This window comes from Micromonospora eburnea, from assembly GCF_900090225.1.
GTDB classification, from domain to species: Bacteria; Actinomycetota; Actinomycetes; order Mycobacteriales; family Micromonosporaceae; genus Micromonospora; species Micromonospora eburnea.
Window position 1 is genome coordinate 6,428,273 of sequence record NZ_FMHY01000002.1, and the last position, 17,116, is coordinate 6,445,388.

Below are 17,116 nucleotides of genomic sequence, written 5' to 3' on the forward strand. Positions count from 1 at the left end.
TGTCAGCCCTCCTGCTGCGTTTCTGCCGGAGCGACGGCGGTGCCGGCGACAGCCGCGCTGTCGATCGGCTCGCCGCTCGGCGTCTCGGCCTGCTGCGCGACGGTGGTCGCGGCAGCCCGGCCGGCCTCGGTGCCACCGGCGGTCGTGCCGGACGAACCCGACCGGCCACGGCGCGGCCGCTCGGGGCGGTCGCCACGGTCACGGCGCGGGCGGGACGGGCCGGCCTCGGCCGGAGCCTCCCGGCCCGGGACGGCGTCGCCCTTGTAGATCCAGACCTTCACGCCGATCCGGCCGAAGGTGGTACGGGCCTCGAAGAAGCCGTACTCGATGTTGGCCCGCAGCGTGTGCAGCGGAACCCGGCCCTCGCGGTAGAACTCGGTCCGGCTCATCTCGGCGCCGCCGAGACGGCCCGAGACCTGCACCCGGATGCCCTTGCAGACCGGGTTCTTCATCGCCGACTGCATCGCCTTGCGCATGGCCCGACGGAAGCTGACCCGGCTGGACAGCTGCTCGGCAACGCCCTGGGCGACCAGCTGCGCGTCCGACTCGGGGCTCTTCACCTCGATGATGTTCAGCTGGACCTGCTTGCCGGTGAGCTTCTCCAGCTCGCCCCGGATCCGGTCGGCCTCCGCACCCTTACGGCCGATGACAATGCCCGGCCGGGCGGTGTGGATGTCGACGCGGACCCGGTCCCGGGTGCGCTCGATGTCGACCTTGGAGATGCCGGCGCGCTCCAGGCCCTTGGACATCATCCGGCGGATCTTGACATCCTCGCCGATGTAGTCCTTGTAGAGCTTGTCCGCAAACCAGCGGGACTTCCAGTCGGTCGAGATGCCGAGCCGGAACCCGGTGGGGTGAACCTTCTGACCCATTACTCGGCACCCTCCGTCTTGCTCTGCCCCTCAGCCGCCTCGGCCTTCTTCGCCGGCTCGGCCTTCTTCGCCGACTTCTTCGGCGCGGCCGGCGCAACCGCCTCGACCGCCACCGTGATGTGGCAGGTGCGCTTGCGGATCCGGTACGCCCGACCCTGTGCCCGCGGCTGGAACCGCTTCATCGTCGGGCCCTCGTCGACGAACGCCTCGCTGACGAGCAGCGCATCGGGGTCCAGCCGCTCGTTGTTCTCCGCGTTGGCGATCGCGCTCGCGAGCACCTTGTAAACCTGCTCGCTCGCAGCCTGCGGCGCGAACTGCAGCACCGTGAGCGCCTCCTTCGCGGGCAGGCCGCGGACGAGGTTGACCACCCGGCGCGCCTTCATCGGCGAGATGCGCACGTGCCGCGCAACCGCCCGCGCGCCCGGAAGCACCGGAGCGTCGCCCTTTCCTGGCATCGCTGTAACCCCTTGTTCCTCTATCCGTATGCCCGCGGCGTCAGCGCCGGCGGCTCTTCCGGTCGTCCTTCTCGTGACCCTTGAACGTGCGGGTCAGCGCGAACTCGCCGAGCTTGTGCCCGACCATGGCCTCGGTCACGAACACGGGGACGTGCTTGCGTCCGTCGTGCACGGCGATCGTGTGCCCGAGCATCTCGGGAATGATCGTCGAGCGCCGCGACCAGGTCTTGATGACGTTCTTCGTGCCCTTGTCGTTCTGCGTCTCCACCTTCTTGATCAGGTGGTCGTCGACGAACGGGCCCTTCTTCAGGCTGCGAGGCATCTGTCAGCTCTCCTGTTAGCCGCGCTTGCGGGTGGCGTAGCGGCGGCGGACGATCAGCCGGTCGCTCGGCTGGCCCTTACGACGGGTGCGGCCCTCGGGCTTACCCTGCGGGTTGACCGGGTGGCGACCGCCGGAGGTCTTACCCTCACCACCACCGTGCGGGTGGTCGACCGGGTTCATCGCGACACCGCGGACGGTCGGGCGCTTGCCCTTCCACCGCATCCGGCCGGCCTTACCCCAGTTGATGTTCGACTGGTCGGCGTTGCCGATCTCGCCGATGCTGGCGCGGCAGCGCACGTCGACCCGCCGGATCTCACCGGACGGCATGCGGAGGGTCGCGTACGCGCCCTCACGGCCGAGCAGCTGGATGCCGACGCCGGCCGAACGGGCCAGCTTGGCGCCGCCGCCCGGACGCAGCTCCACGTTGTGGATCGTGGTACCGACCGGAATGTTGCGCAGCGGCAGGTTGTTGCCCGGCTTGATGTCGGCGCCCGGGCCCGACTCCACCGTGTCGCCCTGCTTCAGGTCCTTCGGCGCGATGATGTAGCGCTTCTCGCCGTCGGCGTAGTGCAGCAGCGCGATACGCGCGGTGCGGTTCGGGTCGTACTCGATGTGGGCGACCTTCGCCGGCACGCCGTCCTTGTCGACCCGCTTGAAGTCGATCAGACGGTACTGGCGCTTGTGACCGCCGCCGTGGTGCCGCGTGGTGATCCGACCGTGGGCGTTGCGACCGCCCTTCTTCGGCAGCGGAGCCAGCAGCGACTTCTCGGGCGTCGACCGGGTGATCTCGGCGAAGTCGGCGACGCTCGAGCCACGCCGGCCCGGCGTCGTCGGCTTGTACTTACGGATAGCCATTGTCTACACCCCTCAGCTGACCGGGCCGCCGAAGGCCTCGATACGGTCACCGTCAGCCAGCTTCACCATCGCCCGCTTGGTGTCCTTGCGCTTACCGAACCCGGTGCGGGTCCGCTTGCGCTTGCCCTCGCGGTTGAGCGTGTTCACCGTCAGGACGCGGACGTTGAAGATCTGCTCGATGGCGATCTTGATCGCGGTCTTGTTCGCGTCCGGGTGCACCAGGAAGGTGTACCAGTTGCGGTTCAGCTCGCTGTAGCTCTTCTCCGAGACGACCGGCGCGACGATGATGTCGCGCGGATCGGCGATCGTGCTCACTTGCCACCCTCCTCGGTGGTCTCGGCGGGAACGCCCAGGAACTCGTCCAGGGCCTCCTTGGTGAAGACCACGTCGTCGGCCACCAGCACGTCGTACGTGTTGAGCTGGCCGGCCTCGATCAGGTGCACCCGCGGCTCGTTGCGCAGCGACACCCAGTTCAGCTCGTCGGTGCTGCTCAGCACGACCAGGACGCGACGGGCCTCGGTCAGCTTCGCCAGCGTGGCCAGCGCGGCCTTGGTCGACGGCTTGTCGCCGGAGACGAACCCCTCGACGACGTGCACCTGGCCGGCGCGGGCCCGGTCGGAGAGGGCGCCACGCAGGGCGGCGGCCTTCATCTTCTTCGGGGTGCGCTGGCTGTAGTCGCGCGGCACCGGGCCGTGGACCACGCCACCGCCGGCGAACTGCGGCGCACGGGTCGAGCCCTGGCGGGCACGACCGGTGCCCTTCTGCTTGTACGGCTTCTTGCCTCCACCGGAGACCTCGCCGCGGGTCTTGGTCTTGTGCGTGCCCTGCCGAGCCGCCGCGAGCTGAGCCACCACGACCTGGTGCATCAGCGCGATGTTGGCCTGGGCGTCGAAGATGTCGGCCGGCAGCTCGACGGAGCCGCTCTTGGTGCCTTCGACGCTGAGGACGTCAACGGTGGTCACTTGGCCACACCGCCCTTCTTCGCCTTGGTCTTGGCCGCGGTGCGGACCAGAACCAGCGCGCCCTTGGGGCCCGGAATGGCACCACGGACGAGCAGGAGGTTGTTCTCGGTGTCGACCGCCTGGACGGTCAGGTTCTGGACGGTGTAGCGCACGCCACCCATCCGACCCGCCATCCGGGTGCCCTTGAAGACGCGGCCCGGGGTCGCGCAGGCGCCGATGGAGCCCGGCGAGCGGTGCTTGCGCTCGACACCGTGGCTGGCGCGCAGACCGTGGAAGCCGTGCCGCTTCATCGCACCGGCGAAGCCCTTGCCCTTGGTCTTGCCGGTGACGTCGATCACGATGCCGGCGGGGAACTCCTCGACCGTGACCTCCTGGCCCGGCGAGTAGTCCGCGGCGTCGCTGGTGCGCAGCTCGACGATGTGCCGGCGCGGCGCGACCTCCGCCTTGGCGTAGTGCCCGGCCATCGGCTTCTTGACCTTGCGCGGGTCGATGGCCCCGTACGCCAGCTGGACCGCGGAGTAACCGTCCTTGTCGGCGCTACGAACCTGGCTCACGACGCACGGGCCGGCCTGAACCACGGTCACCGGGACAACGCGGTTGTTGTCCCAGACCTGGGTCATGCCGAGCTTTGCGCCCAGGATCCCCTTGACTTGCCTGTCCATTTGTCCGGTCCCTACAGCTTGATCTCGATGTCGACGCCAGCCGGCAGGTCGAGGCGCATGAGCGAGTCGACCGTCTTCGGGGTCGGGTCGATGATGTCGATCAGACGCTTGTGCGTGCGCATCTCGAAGTGCTCGCGCGAGTCCTTGTACTTGTGCGGCGAGCGGATAACGCAGAAACGGTTGATCTCCGTGGGCAGCGGCACCGGGCCAGCGACCTGCGCCCCGGTACGCGTCACCGTCTCGACGATCTTCCGAGCCGAGGAGTCGACGACCTCGTGGTCATAGGCCTTGAGCCGGATGCGGATCTTCTGTCCCGCCATGGTGGCTTCTGTTCCTTCTCTCGATGCCGCTGTGTTGCGGGCGCCTGTACCGGCTGGCACAGGCCCACTTCCGCCGACCCCCGCGGTCGGGCGTGTCGCGCCCTAGGGTCAGGCTCCGCCCCGGGACTCCGGAGCGGTTCTCTGACCACGCGGTGGGTCATGGCGCCGATCGCGTCACCGCGACCTGGACGCCGCGCGAGGGTGGTTGACCGCCAGGGGCAGCCAACCACCCTACGCGAGACCGTCGGTCACCCGGAGGTCCAGCATTCACCGGACGCAGGCGACTGACCGTCGTTACGCAACCTGACTAGTATGCCGCACGACCGGCGGCGACGCTAATCGGGGTTACCCAGCTCACTTGATGATCTTGGTGACGCGACCCGCGCCGACCGTACGGCCACCCTCCCGGATCGCGAACTTGAGGTTCTCCTCCATCGCGATGGGCTGGATCAGCTTGACGGTCATCGAGGTGTTGTCGCCCGGCATGACCATCTCGGTGCCCTCGGGCAGCGTGACGACGCCGGTGACGTCCGTGGTCCGGAAGTAGAACTGCGGACGGTAGTTCTGGAAGAACGGGGTGTGGCGGCCACCCTCCTCCTTGGAGAGGATGTAGACCGTCGCCTCGAACTCCGTGTGCGGGGTCGTGGTGCCCGGCTTGATGACGACCATGCCGCGCTCGACGTCCTCGCGCTTGATGCCGCGGAGGAGCAGACCGACGTTCTCACCGGCCCGGGCCTCGTCCAGCAGCTTGCGGAACATCTCGATGCCGGTGCAGGTGGTCTTCATCGACTTCTCGCGGATGCCGACGATCTCCACCTCCTCGTTCGGCTTGAGCACGCCACGCTCGGCGCGGCCGGTGACCACGGTGCCACGACCGGTGATCGTGAAGACGTCCTCGATCGGCATGAGGAACGGCTTCTCGGTCTCGCGCTCCGGCTGCGGGATCGCGGTGTCGACAGCGTTCATCAGGTCGAGCAGACGCTGGGTCCACTCCGGGTCGCCCTCGAGGGCCTTCAGCGCCGAGACCCGGACGACCGGCAGGTCGTCACCCGGGTACTCCTGCGAGGAGAGCAGCTCGCGGACCTCGAGCTCGACGAGCTCCAGGAGCTCCTCGTCGTCGACCATGTCGCTCTTGTTGAGCGCCACGACGATGTACGGCACGCCGACCTGACGGGCCAGCAGCACGTGCTCGCGGGTCTGCGGCATCGGGCCGTCGGTCGCCGCCACCACCAGGATCGCGCCGTCCATCTGGGCGGCACCGGTGATCATGTTCTTGATGTAGTCGGCGTGACCGGGGCAGTCGACGTGCGCGTAGTGCCGGTTCTCGGTCTGGTACTCGACGTGCGAGATCGAGATCGTGATACCACGCGCCTTCTCCTCCGGCGCGTTGTCGATCTGGTCGAACGGCGTGTACGGGTTCAGTTCCGGGTACTGGTCGTGCAGGACCTTGGTGATGGCCGCCGTCAGCGTCGTCTTACCGTGGTCGATGTGACCAATGGTGCCGATGTTGACGTGCGGCTTAGTCCGCTCGAACTTCGCCTTCGCCACTGGTGTCCTCCTGTGGACTTTCTTGGTTCGTTCGCCCCGGTGCGCCGGGTCGGCGCTTAGGACTCTGTCGACAGCCTTTCCGACCTGACGGCCGGAGAGCCTTTGTGGGTTCTGCGGCGATGAAGCCTACAGGCCCGGATTCACACAACCCGACCGAGGTGGCCGCGGGCGGGAGATTCCTCCCGCGGCCGGCCCCGGCTCATCGGATCAGCTCAGGCGAGCGTCACTCACCAGTCGCCTTGGCGATGATCTCCTTGGCCACCGAGGCCGGAACCTCGGCGTAGGAGTCGAACTGCATGCTGTAGCTAGCCCGGCCCTGGGTCTTCGACCGCAGGTCGCCGACGTAGCCGAACATCTCCGACAGCGGCACCAGGGCGCGGACGACGCGGGCACCGCCGCGCTCCTCCATCGCCTGGATGATGCCACGACGGGAGTTGAGGTCGCCGATGACGTCACCCATGTTCTCCTCAGGAGTGGTGACCTCAACGGCCATCATCGGCTCGAGCAGCGCGGGATCGGCCTTGCGGGCCGCCTCCTTCATCGCCATCGAGCCGGCGATCTTGAACGCCATCTCGGACGAGTCGACCTCGTGGTACTGACCGTCCACCAGCGTCAGCTTGACACCCACCAGCGGGAAGCCGGCGAGCACGCCGTACTGCATGGCGTCCTGGGCACCCGCGTCCACCGAGGGGATGAACTCCCGGGGGATACGGCCACCGGTGACGGCGTTCGCGAACTCGTACGTCGGCGAGTCGTTGTCCAGCGGCAGCGGCTCCAGGCTGATGATGACCCGGGCGTACTGGCCGGAACCACCGGTCTGCTTCTTGTGGGTGTACTCGACCTTCTCCACCGCACGGCGGATGGTCTCGCGGTACGCCACCTGCGGCTTACCGATGTTCGCCTCGACGTTGAACTCGCGGCGCATCCGGTCGACCAGGATGTCCAGGTGGAGCTCGCCCATGCCGGAGATGACCGTCTGGCCGGTCTCCTCGTCCAGCTTGACGCGGAAGGTCGGGTCCTCCTCGGCCAGCCGCTGGATGGCGGTGCTGAGCTTCTCCTGGTCGGCCTTGGTCTTCGGCTCGATGGCCACCTCGATGACGGGCTCCGGGAAGGTCATCGACTCCAGGATGACCGGGTTCGCCATGTCACACAGGGTGTCACCGGTGGTGGTCTGCTTCAGACCCTGGACCGCAATGATGTCGCCAGCCTTGGCGGAGCCGCGCTCCTCCCGCTTGTTGGCGTGCATCTGGTAGATCTTGCCGATCCGTTCCTTGCGGTCCTTGGTGGAGTTGACCACCTGCATGCCGGACTCGATCGTGCCCGAGTAGACCCGCACGTAGGTGAGCTTGCCCAGGTGCTTGTCGGTCTGGATCTTGAAGGCCAGCGCCGAGAACGGCTCCGAGACGGACGGCTTCCGCTGCATCGGGGTCTCGCCGTCGGTCGCGGTGCCCTCGATCGCCGGGATGTCCAGCGGCGAGGGCAGGTACGCGACGACCGCGTCGAGCATGGGCTGGATGCCCTTGTTCTTGAACGCGGTGCCGCAGAACACCGGGTTGGCCTTGCCCGCGATGGTCGCGCGACGGATGGCAGCGTGGATCTCCTCGGCGGCGAGCTCCTCGCCCTCGAGGTACTTCTCCATGATCGCGTCATCCACGTCGGCCAGGGTCTCGAGCAGCTTCTCCCGCCACTCGGCGGCGGTGTCCGCCAGGTCGGCCGGGATCTCCTCGACCGCGTAGTCCTCACCCTTCTGGGTCTCCCCGCGCCAGGTGAGGGCCCGCATACCGATCAGGTCGACGACGCCGACGAAGTCGGCCTCGACACCGATCGGCACCTGGAGGACCAGCGGAGTGGCGTTGAGCCGGTCGATCATCATCTGCACGGCGCGGAAGAAGTCGGCCCCGGTCCGGTCCATCTTGTTGACGAAGCACATCCGGGGGACGTTGTACTTGTCCGCCTGACGCCACACGTTCTCCGTCTGCGGCTCCACGCCGGCAACGCCGTCGTACACCGCGACCGCACCGTCCAGCACCCGCAGCGACCGCTCGACCTCGACCGTGAAGTCGACGTGGCCGGGCGTGTCGATGATCTGGATCGTGTGGCCCTTCCACTCGCACTTCGTGGCGGCGGAAGTGATGGTGATACCGCGCTCCTGCTCCTGTTCCATCCAGTCCATGACGGCGGCACCCTCGTGGGTTTCGCCAATCTTGTACGTGATACCGGTGTAGAACAGGATCCGCTCGGTGGTAGTGGTCTTACCGGCATCGATGTGCGCCATGATGCCGATGTTGCGTACGTTGGCGAGCGCGTCTGCGGCGGCCACTTCAATCCCTACTTATCGTCGTATCGACACAACTGGTGGGGTTCCGGCACCTTGTGGGTGCCGGAACCAGGGTGTTACCAGCGGTAGTGCGCGAAGGCCTTGTTGGACTCGGCCATCTTGTGGGTGTCCTCGCGCCGCTTGACGGCGGCCCCGAGGCCGTTGCTCGCGTCCAGCAGCTCGTTCATCAGCCGCTCGACCATGGTCTTCTCGCGCCGAGCGCGGGAGTAGGTGACCAGCCAGCGCAGGCCCAGGGTGGTCGCCCGGGCCGGACGGACCTCGACCGGGACCTGGTAGGTGGCGCCACCGACGCGGCGGCTGCGCACCTCGAGGGTCGGCTTGACGTTGTCCATCGCCCGCTTCAGGGTGACGACCGGGTCGGTGCCGGACTTCTCGCGGCAGCCCTCAAGGGCCGCGTACACGATGCGCTCGGCGAGCTGACGCTTGCCGCGCAGCAGGATCTTGTTCACCAGCTGGGTGACCAGCGGCGAGTTGTACACCGGGTCAGCGACCAGCGGCTTCCGCGGAGCGGGTCCCTTACGCGGCATGTCAGCTCTTCTCCTTCTTGGCGCCGTAGCGGCTGCGCGCCTGCTTGCGGTTGCGGACACCCTGGGTGTCCAGCGAACCGCGGACGATCTTGTACCGCACGCCGGGGAGGTCCTTCACCCGGCCGCCACGGACGAGCACGATCGAGTGCTCCTGCAGGTTGTGGCCGACACCCGGGATGTACGCGGTCACCTCGATCTGGCTGCTGAGCTTGACACGAGCGACCTTGCGCAGCGCCGAGTTCGGCTTCTTCGGGGTGGTGGTGTACACGCGGGTGCACACGCCGCGCCGCTGAGGGGAACCCTTCAGCGCCGGGGTCTTGGTCTTGCTCGTCTTTGCCTGTCGGCCCTTGCGGACCAGCTGCTGGATCGTGGGCACCGGGTTTCTCCGCTCCCTTCGGCCGCCGCTGAGCGACCGCGCCTTCTGTCTAGCCGGCCTGATGGACGGCTCTCCTACATTCCAACCGGCACCACCTGACGGAGGTCCCAGCACCCGCGGTCGGGCGTGTCGCCCGGATCACGGTCCCGGTGCGCCGCTGGCACGTCGTACCGGGTCTTTTCACCAGCACGCGACGCTCCGGGTGCCGGATCTTTGGCTTTGGTCGTGCCGCCGCGCGATCACCGGCGAACCGGCTCCAGCGCACGCACGCATTGCCCGGGCTCGCCCGGGCACAAGGGGAAAGGGTACCTACCACAGCCGCGCAGGTCAAAACAGAGCGGCCCGGGAAAACCGCCTCGCGGTCCATCGGCCGATCGCGTCCTGATCCACCCGCCCGTGATGGGCACCTACGGCGACCAGTGTACCGGCTTCCCCACCAGCCGGCCCGGCGGCCCCGGTTCCGCCCGGCCCACGGGACCCGGGTGCCAAGGTCGCGCCGTACCACCCGCTGGGGTGATCTCGGTCACCCGAGTTGGAGCACCAGCGCCAGGACGAGCCCGACCAGGCTGAGCAGCAGCCCGGCTCCCCCGCAACCGAGGCCCGCGACGGCCAGGCCGTTTCCGGTGAACCGGACCGCCGGCGGCGGCGCCACCCGCCGGATCTGCCGGCGGGCCAGCAGGCCGGCCACGATCGCAGCGCCGCCGGCGAGCGCCCCGAGCACGGTGAACGCCCCGGCCGCCCAGGCGCCGCCGAGCCTCGGCCCGGACAGGCCGAAGCAGAAGACCAGCACCGACACCAGGATCGAGGCGATCCCGCTGACCAGCGACCCGACGGCGAGCCCCGAGGTCACCGGGGGCACGTCGAGGTGCACCACACCGAACGGGGTGCCCGGCACCGGGTCGACCCGCCTCGGCGGGCGTAGCGCCTCGCGTGGGGGCGGCGGTACCGGCCCCGGTCGGGCGCCGGCCGCCGGCGGCCAGCCGCCGCCCGCCGGCGCGCTCCCCGGAGCCGCCCACCCGGTGCCGGCCGCGAACGGACCTCCCGGGTACGCCCCGGACGCCGGGTGCGGCCCGGGGTACGGCCCCTGCTGGGCGGGACCGGAGTGACCCGGGTAACCGGCCGGGACGCCCGGCGGCGGGAACTGCCCCGGCGATACGCCCGGAAACCCTGGCGCCACGGGCGGGTACGGGCCGGCCGGCGGCCACGGCTGCCCGGACGACACGGGCTGCCCGGTGACCGGCGGCGGGGCGTACCCCGCGCCGGCGACCTCCGACGGCACGCCCGCCCCCTGGTCCGGCCCGGCCCCCGGTGCCGCCCAGGGGCTGGCGGGATCGCTGCCCGACGGATGTTCCGGGTGCTCGCCGCCCGGCGTCGCCCACGGGCCGGCGGGATCGCTGCCCGGCGCTGCCCCGGCGGGGTCCGGACCGGTGACGGACCGGGTCGGGTCGCCTCCCGGCGGCGGGGCCGGTTCCGTCACGAGCGCCTCCTGTCGACGTGGCTCGCCCGCCGCGCGGCGGACACCGGCCAGGCTACCGTCGCGAGTCCCGGCGGCGAGGCCGGGCGCGGGCGGCTCCCCCGCGCGGTCAGTCGACGTTCGGAGCGTAGTCGTGTCCGAAGGGGGCGTCGGCGAGCCGGACCACCCCGATCACCACGGCCGCGACCACCGCGACCGCGACCAGGACCAGGCCGGCCCAGGCCAGTTGCTCCCCGCGCCGCAGCCAGTCCCCGCCGGTCAGGAACCCGCCCGAGGCGTACGCCTCCCGGCGGGCCTGCCGGGCGAGCCACAGGGCGACGGTCGCCGGCACCACCCCGCCGACGAAGAGCCCGGTGAACGCCCCGATCAGCCCCAGGGCGAAAACCGCGCGGGCCTTCGTCGAGCGGACCGGCTCGGGGTCGAGCGGATGGCGCGGCCCCTGCTGGGCGACGGGCACCTGCCCGGGCGCGGTCGTCATGCCCCCATCATGCCCCGACGGCCCGCACCCGGCCTGGCGCTACGCGGTGGTGGCCACCGTGGACCGCGCCCGCGCGTCCTCGCCGGACGGAGCGAAGCGCCCGGCACGGAGCAGCAGCAGTGCGGCGAGGGCCACGACCGCCGCCTGGGTGAGCAGCAGCACCCGGTAGTCGAGGGCCCCGATCAGGTACGCCCCGAGCCCGATCGAAGCGGTCTGCGGAACGGTGCTGGTCACCTCGAAACCGGCGTACACCCGGCCCTGGAGCCGGCCGGGCGCGCTGCGTTGCAGCAGGGTGAGCAGGGCGATGGCCATGGCGGTCAGCCCGATGCCGGAGCAGACCCGGCCGGCCAGGATCACGCCGAGCAGCGGAGTGCCGGCCAGGGCGGCGCCGGTGGCCCAGGCCAGGAACGCGCCCGCCGCGACGCGCACCTCGCCGAACCGACGGATCAGGGCGGCGCTGCCCAGCCCGCCGACGACCGCGCCGAGCCCCTGCGCGGCCTGGAGCACGCCGAGGAACTCCGGGCGTCGATGCAGTCCCTGGTCGACGACGGCGTACCCGGTCGACTCGCTGAAGCCCAGCACCAGGGCAAGCACCGCGGTCGCGAGGACCACCCGGCGCAGCAGCGGATGCCCGGCGAGATGCCGGAACCCGGCGCTCGCCTCCGCCGCCCAGTGCCGGAGCACGCCACCGGTGCGCTCGGGCCGCGCCGGGGCCGGGTCCGGGACCCGGAGGGCCAGCAGCAGCCCGGCCGCGGCGGCGAAGGTCGCCATGTCCAGTACGGCCACCGCCGCCCCGCCGAGCAGTGCGTACAGACCGGCGCCGGCGAGCGGGGCGAGCAGGCGCAGGCTCTCCCGGGCCGTACGCAGCAGCCCGTTCGCGCTGGCCAGCAGGTCGGTGGGGAGCAGGCTGACGAGCAGTGCCGACTGGGCCGGCTCGATGACCAGGTGGAGGCAGCCGTAGAGGAGCATGACCGCATAGATCAGTGGCACCTGGTGGGGGCCGTGGACCGCCAGCAGCGGCAACAGGAGCGCCACGCCGGCCAGGTTCGCCCCGACCAGCAGCCGGCGGCGCGGTAGCCGGTCGGCGAGCAGCCCGGCCAGCGGCGCGAGCAGCGCCGGGGCGGTGAAGAAGAGGAAGGTCAGCCCGGCCGCGCCGTTGCTCCCGGTCAGGTCCTTCACCCAGATGCCGCAGGCCAGCCACATCGCGCTGTCGCCGACGAGGGACAGCGTCTGCCCGGTCAGGTAGCGGCGGGCGCGCGGGTCAGCGAGCAGTCGTCGGGTCGACATCCGACACCTCCGGGGCCCGCACGGGGTAGCCGAAGAAGAGCAGCTCGACCGGGAGCGCCCCGGCCGGGCGGGCCGCGGTCTCGGTGCGCCGCCGGTCGAAGCGGGTGGCGAAATCGGCGACCAACTCGCGGTAGGCGGCGGCGAACTCGGCCAGCTCGGCGGGGGTCAGGTGGAAGAGATGCTGCTGCCCGACGGCCGCCTCGTACCACTCACGGGGATAGGTGGGAGCGTCGTCGACGACGGTGCGCAGGCGCTGGACGTACCGGTCGAGCAGCACCCGGTCGAGTGCCTGGGACGCAAGGGTCCACTCGGCGTCGTCGGGGCGGGCCGGCGCCGACCAGCCCTGTCGGGTCAGCCGCCACGGCCGGGCCCGACCGCGCCCGCCGCCGGCCTCCTCCACGAAGCCGTAGCGGGCCAACTGCCGCAGGTGGAACGAGCAGGTGGTCGGGCTCTCCCCGATCAGCTCGCCGGCCTGGGTGGCGGTCAGTGGGCCGCCGCCGAGCGCCTCCAGCAGGGCCAGCCGTACGGGATGACTGAGCGCCCGCAGTTCCCGGGCGTCGGTGAGGGTGCGTGGTCCGTCGCCTTCCATGACATCGAGAGTATTCTCTCGACAGCTTTCTCTCGATAGATATCTCTTCAGATAGTGCACCCCACATACGACGAGGCCCCCGGCGGATGCCGGGGGCCTCGTCGTTGCTGGTGCTTAGCGGTACGACCCGAAGTCGAAGTCGTCCAGCGGCACCGCCTGGCCGCTGGCCGGCCCGAAGCCGTAGTCGGTCTCCGGGTAGCCGGTCATCGAGTAGACCTTGGCCTTCGCCTCCTCGGTCGGCTCGACCCGGATGTTGCGGTACTTGCTGATGCCCGTACCGGCCGGGATGAGCTTACCGATGATCACGTTCTCCTTGAGGCCGATCAGCGAGTCGCTGCGGGCGTGGATCGCCGCGTCCGTCAGCACCCGGGTGGTCTCCTGGAAGGAGGCCGCCGACAGCCAGGAGTCCGTGGCCAGCGAGGCCTTGGTGATACCCATCAGCACCGGGCGACCCGCGGCGGGTTCGCCGCCCTCGGAGACGAGTCGGCGGTTCTCCGACTCGAAGAGCGCCCGGTCGACCAGCACGCCCGGCAGGAACTCGGTCGAGCCGGAGTCGATGACCGTCACCCGCTTCAGCATCTGGCGGATGATGATCTCGATGTGCTTGTCGTGGATGAGCACACCCTGCGAGCGGTAGACCTCCTGGACCTCCTGGGTCAGGTGGACCTGGACCGCGCGCGGGCCGAGGATGCGCAGCAGCTCGTGCGGGTCGATGGTGCCCTCGGTGAGCTTCTCGCCGACCTCGACGTGGTCGCCGTCCTGGGCCCGCAGCCGGACCCGCTTGGAGATCTTGTCGTAGACGATCTCGTCGCTGCCGTCGTCAGGCACCACGATGATCTTCCGCGACCGCTCGCCGTCCTCGATCCGGATCCGGCCCGGGGTGTCGGCGATGGGCGCCTTACCCTTCGGGATCCGGGCCTCGAAGATCTCCTGGACACGGGGCAGACCCTGGGTGATGTCCTCACCGGCGACACCACCGGTGTGGAACGTACGCATCGTCAGCTGCGTACCCGGCTCACCGATCGACTGGGCGGCGATGATGCCGACCGCCTCGCCGACGTCCACGGTCTTGCCGGTCGGCAGCGAGCGGCCGTAGCACGCACCGCAGACGCCCAGCTTCGACTCGCAGGTGAGCACGCTGCGCACCCGGACGCTCTCCACCCCGGCCGCGACGATCTTGTCGACCAGGATCGAGTTGATGTCCTGACCCCGCTCGGCCACCAGGGTGCCGTCCGGCCCCTTGATGTCGTCGGCCAGGGTACGGGCGTGCACGCTGGTCTCGGCGTGCTCGTGCACGACGAGCTTGCCGTCGAGCCGCTCGCCGATCTGCATCGGGATGGCCCGGTCGGTGCCGCAGTCCTCCTCGCGGATGATGACGTCCTGCGAGACGTCCACCAGACGCCGGGTCAGGTAACCCGAGTCGGCGGTACGCAGGGCGGTGTCCGCCAGACCCTTGCGGGCACCGTGCGTGGAGATGAAGTACTCCAGCACGGACAGACCCTCCCGGTACGAGGCCTTGATGGGCCGCGGGATGATCTCACCCTTCGGGTTGGCCACCAGACCACGGATCGCCGCGATCTGCCGGAGCTGGAGCAGGTTACCGCGGGCACCCGAGTTGATCATCTTCCACAGCGGGTTCTCCTGCGGCAGCGCGGTGTCCATCTCCTTGGCGACCTCGTTGGTCGCCTTGGTCCAGATCTCGATGAGCTCGCCGCGGCGCTCCTCGGCGGTCATCAGACCACGCTGGTACTGCTTGTCGATCCGGTCGGCTTCCTTCTCGTACCGCTCCAGGATCTCCCGCTTACGCGGCGGAGCGATGACGTCCTCCATGCCGATGGTGACGCCGGACCAGGTGGCCCAGTGGAAACCGGCCTCCTTGAGCCCGTCCAGGGTGGCCGCGAGGGCCACCTTCGGGAAGCGCTCGGCGAGGTCGTTGACGATCGCGGAGAGCTGCCCCTTACGGATCTCGTAATTCACGAAGCGGTAGCCCGGCGGCAGCGTCTCGTTGAACAGGACCCGGCCCAGGGTGGTCTCCACCGTCACCGGCTCGCCCTCGACCCAGCCCTCGGGCGCGACCCACGGCTCGGCGCCGGCGCCGTTGTCGACCCCGACGATGCCGCGCAGCCGGATCTTGACCGGGGCCTGCAGGTGCAGCTCGCCGTTGTCGTACGCCATCCGCGCCTCGGCGTCCGAGCTGAACGCCCGGCCCTCGCCCGCCCCACCCGGGGTGCGGTGGGTGAGGTGGTAGAGGCCGATGACCATGTCCTGGGTGGGCATGGTGACCGGCTTGCCGTCGGCCGGCTTGAGGATGTTGTTCGACGACAGCATCAGGATCCGCGCCTCGGCCTGAGCCTCGGCGGACAGCGGCACGTGGACCGCCATCTGGTCACCGTCGAAGTCGGCGTTGAACGCGGTGCAGACCAGCGGGTGGATCTGGATGGCCTTGCCCTCGACCAGCTGCGGCTCGAAGGCCTGGATGCCCAGCCGGTGCAGGGTCGGCGCCCGGTTCAGCAGGACCGGGTGCTCGCCGATGACCTCTTCCAGCACGTCCCACACGACCGGCCGCTGCCGCTCGACCATCCGCTTGGCGGACTTGATGTTCTGCGCGTGGTTGAGGTCGACCAGCCGCTTCATCACGAACGGCTTAAACAGCTCCAGCGCCATCTGCTTGGGCAGGCCGCACTGGTGCAGCTTGAGCTTCGGGCCGACCACGATGACCGAACGGCCGGAGTAGTCGACGCGCTTGCCCAGCAGGTTCTGGCGGAACCGGCCCTGCTTGCCCTTGAGCATGTCGGAGAGCGACTTCAGCGGGCGGTTACCCGGACCGGTGACCGGCCGGCCACGACGGCCGTTGTCGAACAGCGCGTCGACGGCCTCCTGGAGCATCCGCTTCTCGTTGTTGACGATGATCTCGGGCGCGCCGAGGTCGATCAGTCGCTTGAGGCGGTTGTTCCGGTTGATCACCCGGCGGTACAGGTCGTTCAGGTCGGAGGTCGCGAAGCGGCCACCGTCCAGCTGCACCATCGGACGCAGGTCCGGCGGGATGACCGGGACGCAGTCCAGCACCATGCCGAGCGGCGAGTTGCGGGTGTTCTGGAACGCCGCGACGACCTTCAGCCGCTTGAGCGCCCGGATCTTCCGCTGGCCCTTGCCGGACCGGATGGTCTCGCGCAGGCTCTCGGCCTCGGCTTCGAGGTCCATGTTCTGCACCAGCGCCTTGATGGCCTCGGCGCCCATGCCACCGGTGAAGTACTCACCGAAGCGGTCCCGCAGCTCGCGGTAGAGCAGCTCGTCGGTGACCAGCTGCTTCGGCTCCAGCTTGCGGAAGGTGTCGAGGACCTCGTCGAGGCGGTCGATCTCGCGCTGGGCCCGGTCGCGGATCTGGCGCATCTCGCGCTCTCCGCCCTCCTTGACCTTGCGCCGGACGTCCGCCTTCGCGCCCTCGGCCTCCAGCTCGGCCAGGTCGGCCTCGAGCTTGGCGGCCCGCTTCTCGATCTCCGAGTCGCGGCTGTTCTCGGCCTGCCGCTTCTCGGCCAGGATCTCGTTCTCGATGGTCGAGAGGTCGCGGTGACGCGCTTCGGCGTCCACGCTCGTCACGACGTACGAGGCGAAGTAGATGATCTTTTCGAGGTCCTTCGGGGCGAGGTCCAGCAGGTAGCCCAGCCGGCTCGGCACGCCCTTGAAGTACCAGATGTGGGTCACCGGAGCAGCCAGCTCGATGTGGCCCATCCGCTCCCGGCGAACCTTGGAGCGGGTCACCTCGACGCCGCAGCGCTCGCAGATGATGCCCTTGAAGCGGACCCGCTTGTACTTACCGCAGTAGCACTCCCAGTCCCGCTGCGGACCGAAGATCTTCTCGCAGAAGAGCCCGTCCTTCTCCGGCTTCAGGGTGCGGTAGTTGATGGTCTCGGGCTTCTTGACCTCGCCGTGGGACCACTGACGGATGTCGTCAGCGGTGGCGAGGCCGATGCGCAGCTCGTCGAAGAAGTTGACGTCGAGCACTATGTCCCCTATGTCGTCGTCTGTACTGCTTAGCTAACCGGTGGGGTCG

17 protein-coding genes are annotated in these 17,116 nt (G+C 69.6%); all 17 read right to left on the reverse strand.

What is annotated here, in order from left to right; genetic code table 11:
* Nucleotides 1–2 precede the first annotated feature (2 nt).
* The 17 genes from rpsC to GA0070604_RS28060 all read right to left on the reverse strand — a co-directional run bounded on the left by rpsC (nucleotide 3) and on the right by GA0070604_RS28060 (nucleotide 17,067).
* Nucleotides 3–872: a 30S ribosomal protein S3 gene (gene rpsC / locus GA0070604_RS27980; RefSeq protein WP_091125144.1), complete on the reverse strand. Its 870-nt coding sequence runs from the start codon at nucleotides 870–872 to the stop codon at nucleotides 3–5.
* Complete coding sequence (rplV, locus tag GA0070604_RS27985) at nucleotides 872–1,327, reverse strand: 50S ribosomal protein L22 (RefSeq protein ID WP_091125147.1); 456 nt, start codon at nucleotides 1,325–1,327, stop codon at nucleotides 872–874. The genes rpsC and rplV overlap by 1 nt, the downstream gene beginning before the upstream one ends.
* A gap of 40 nt (nucleotides 1,328–1,367) precedes the next feature.
* A complete protein-coding gene (rpsS, locus tag GA0070604_RS27990; protein ID WP_091125151.1) occupies nucleotides 1,368–1,649 on the reverse strand; it encodes a 30S ribosomal protein S19 in 282 nt (93 codons plus the stop codon).
* A 15-nt stretch (nucleotides 1,650–1,664) separates the two neighbouring features.
* The gene (gene rplB, locus GA0070604_RS27995) at nucleotides 1,665–2,504 is read right to left on the reverse strand and encodes a 50S ribosomal protein L2 (protein WP_091125155.1); all 840 of its coding nucleotides are present in this window, start codon (nucleotides 2,502–2,504) and stop codon (nucleotides 1,665–1,667) included.
* A 12-nt stretch (nucleotides 2,505–2,516) separates the two neighbouring features.
* Nucleotides 2,517–2,819 (reverse strand): 50S ribosomal protein L23, encoded by a 303-nt coding sequence (rplW, locus tag GA0070604_RS28000; RefSeq protein ID WP_091125159.1) that lies wholly within the window; start codon nucleotides 2,817–2,819, stop codon nucleotides 2,517–2,519.
* Nucleotides 2,816–3,466 (reverse strand): 50S ribosomal protein L4, encoded by a 651-nt coding sequence (gene rplD / locus GA0070604_RS28005; protein WP_091125163.1) that lies wholly within the window; start codon nucleotides 3,464–3,466, stop codon nucleotides 2,816–2,818. Before rplD ends, rplW begins: the two co-directional genes overlap by 4 nt.
* Nucleotides 3,463–4,128, reverse strand: a complete 666-nt coding sequence (gene rplC, locus GA0070604_RS28010) for a 50S ribosomal protein L3 (RefSeq protein WP_091125166.1) — start codon at nucleotides 4,126–4,128, stop codon at nucleotides 3,463–3,465. The genes rplD and rplC overlap by 4 nt, the downstream gene beginning before the upstream one ends.
* Before the next feature lie 11 nt (nucleotides 4,129–4,139).
* A complete protein-coding gene (gene rpsJ, locus GA0070604_RS28015; protein ID WP_007073037.1) occupies nucleotides 4,140–4,448 on the reverse strand; it encodes a 30S ribosomal protein S10 in 309 nt (102 codons plus the stop codon).
* Nucleotides 4,449–4,802: 354 nt separating this feature from the next.
* Entirely contained in the window at nucleotides 4,803–5,996 is a 1,194-nt protein-coding gene (gene tuf, locus GA0070604_RS28020; RefSeq protein ID WP_091125170.1) for an elongation factor Tu, read from the reverse strand.
* Between the two features lie 223 nt (nucleotides 5,997–6,219).
* Complete coding sequence (gene fusA, locus GA0070604_RS28025) at nucleotides 6,220–8,316, reverse strand: elongation factor G (RefSeq protein WP_091125174.1); 2,097 nt, start codon at nucleotides 8,314–8,316, stop codon at nucleotides 6,220–6,222.
* 74 nt (nucleotides 8,317–8,390) lie between these two features.
* On the reverse strand, nucleotides 8,391–8,861 hold the full coding sequence (gene rpsG, locus GA0070604_RS28030; RefSeq protein WP_013735957.1) for a 30S ribosomal protein S7: 471 nt from the start codon (nucleotides 8,859–8,861) through the stop codon (nucleotides 8,391–8,393).
* 1 nt (nucleotide 8,862) lies between these two features.
* Nucleotides 8,863–9,237 carry a 30S ribosomal protein S12 gene (gene rpsL, locus GA0070604_RS28035; RefSeq protein WP_014440718.1) on the reverse strand — a complete coding sequence of 125 codons (375 nt, stop codon included), beginning with the start codon at nucleotides 9,235–9,237 and terminating at the stop codon, nucleotides 8,863–8,865.
* A 523-nt stretch (nucleotides 9,238–9,760) separates the two neighbouring features.
* Entirely contained in the window at nucleotides 9,761–10,132 is a 372-nt protein-coding gene (locus GA0070604_RS28040) for a hypothetical protein (protein ID WP_091127467.1), read from the reverse strand.
* 688 nt (nucleotides 10,133–10,820) lie between these two features.
* The gene (locus GA0070604_RS28045) at nucleotides 10,821–11,189 is read right to left on the reverse strand and encodes a hypothetical protein (RefSeq protein WP_091125177.1); all 369 of its coding nucleotides are present in this window, start codon (nucleotides 11,187–11,189) and stop codon (nucleotides 10,821–10,823) included.
* A gap of 39 nt (nucleotides 11,190–11,228) precedes the next feature.
* Nucleotides 11,229–12,476 carry an MFS transporter gene (locus tag GA0070604_RS28050; RefSeq protein ID WP_091125180.1) on the reverse strand — a complete coding sequence of 416 codons (1,248 nt, stop codon included), beginning with the start codon at nucleotides 12,474–12,476 and terminating at the stop codon, nucleotides 11,229–11,231.
* Entirely contained in the window at nucleotides 12,451–13,065 is a 615-nt protein-coding gene (locus GA0070604_RS28055) for an ArsR/SmtB family transcription factor (protein ID WP_091125185.1), read from the reverse strand. Before GA0070604_RS28055 ends, GA0070604_RS28050 begins: the two co-directional genes overlap by 26 nt.
* A 114-nt stretch (nucleotides 13,066–13,179) precedes the next feature.
* Complete coding sequence (locus GA0070604_RS28060) at nucleotides 13,180–17,067, reverse strand: DNA-directed RNA polymerase subunit beta' (protein WP_091125188.1); 3,888 nt, start codon at nucleotides 17,065–17,067, stop codon at nucleotides 13,180–13,182.
* Nucleotides 17,068–17,116: the final 49 nt, after the last annotated feature.

Coding starts and splice junctions, on each gene's coding strand:
- rpsG (WP_013735957.1), bottom strand. CDS start 8,861: ATGCCGCGTAAGGGACCCGCTCCGCGGAAGCCGCTGGTCGCTGACCCG.
- rplB (WP_091125155.1), bottom strand. CDS start 2,504: ATGGCTATCCGTAAGTACAAGCCGACGACGCCGGGCCGGCGTGGCTCG.
- GA0070604_RS28045 (WP_091125177.1), bottom strand. CDS start 11,189: ATGACGACCGCGCCCGGGCAGGTGCCCGTCGCCCAGCAGGGGCCGCGC.
- rplV (WP_091125147.1), bottom strand. CDS start 1,327: ATGCCAGGAAAGGGCGACGCTCCGGTGCTTCCGGGCGCGCGGGCGGTT.
- GA0070604_RS28050 (WP_091125180.1), bottom strand. CDS start 12,476: ATGTCGACCCGACGACTGCTCGCTGACCCGCGCGCCCGCCGCTACCTG.
- rplC (WP_091125166.1), bottom strand. CDS start 4,128: ATGGACAGGCAAGTCAAGGGGATCCTGGGCGCAAAGCTCGGCATGACC.
- GA0070604_RS28055 (WP_091125185.1), bottom strand. CDS start 13,065: ATGGAAGGCGACGGACCACGCACCCTCACCGACGCCCGGGAACTGCGG.
- rpsJ (WP_007073037.1), bottom strand. CDS start 4,448: ATGGCGGGACAGAAGATCCGCATCCGGCTCAAGGCCTATGACCACGAG.
- rpsC (WP_091125144.1), bottom strand. CDS start 872: ATGGGTCAGAAGGTTCACCCCACCGGGTTCCGGCTCGGCATCTCGACC.
- rpsS (WP_091125151.1), bottom strand. CDS start 1,649: ATGCCTCGCAGCCTGAAGAAGGGCCCGTTCGTCGACGACCACCTGATC.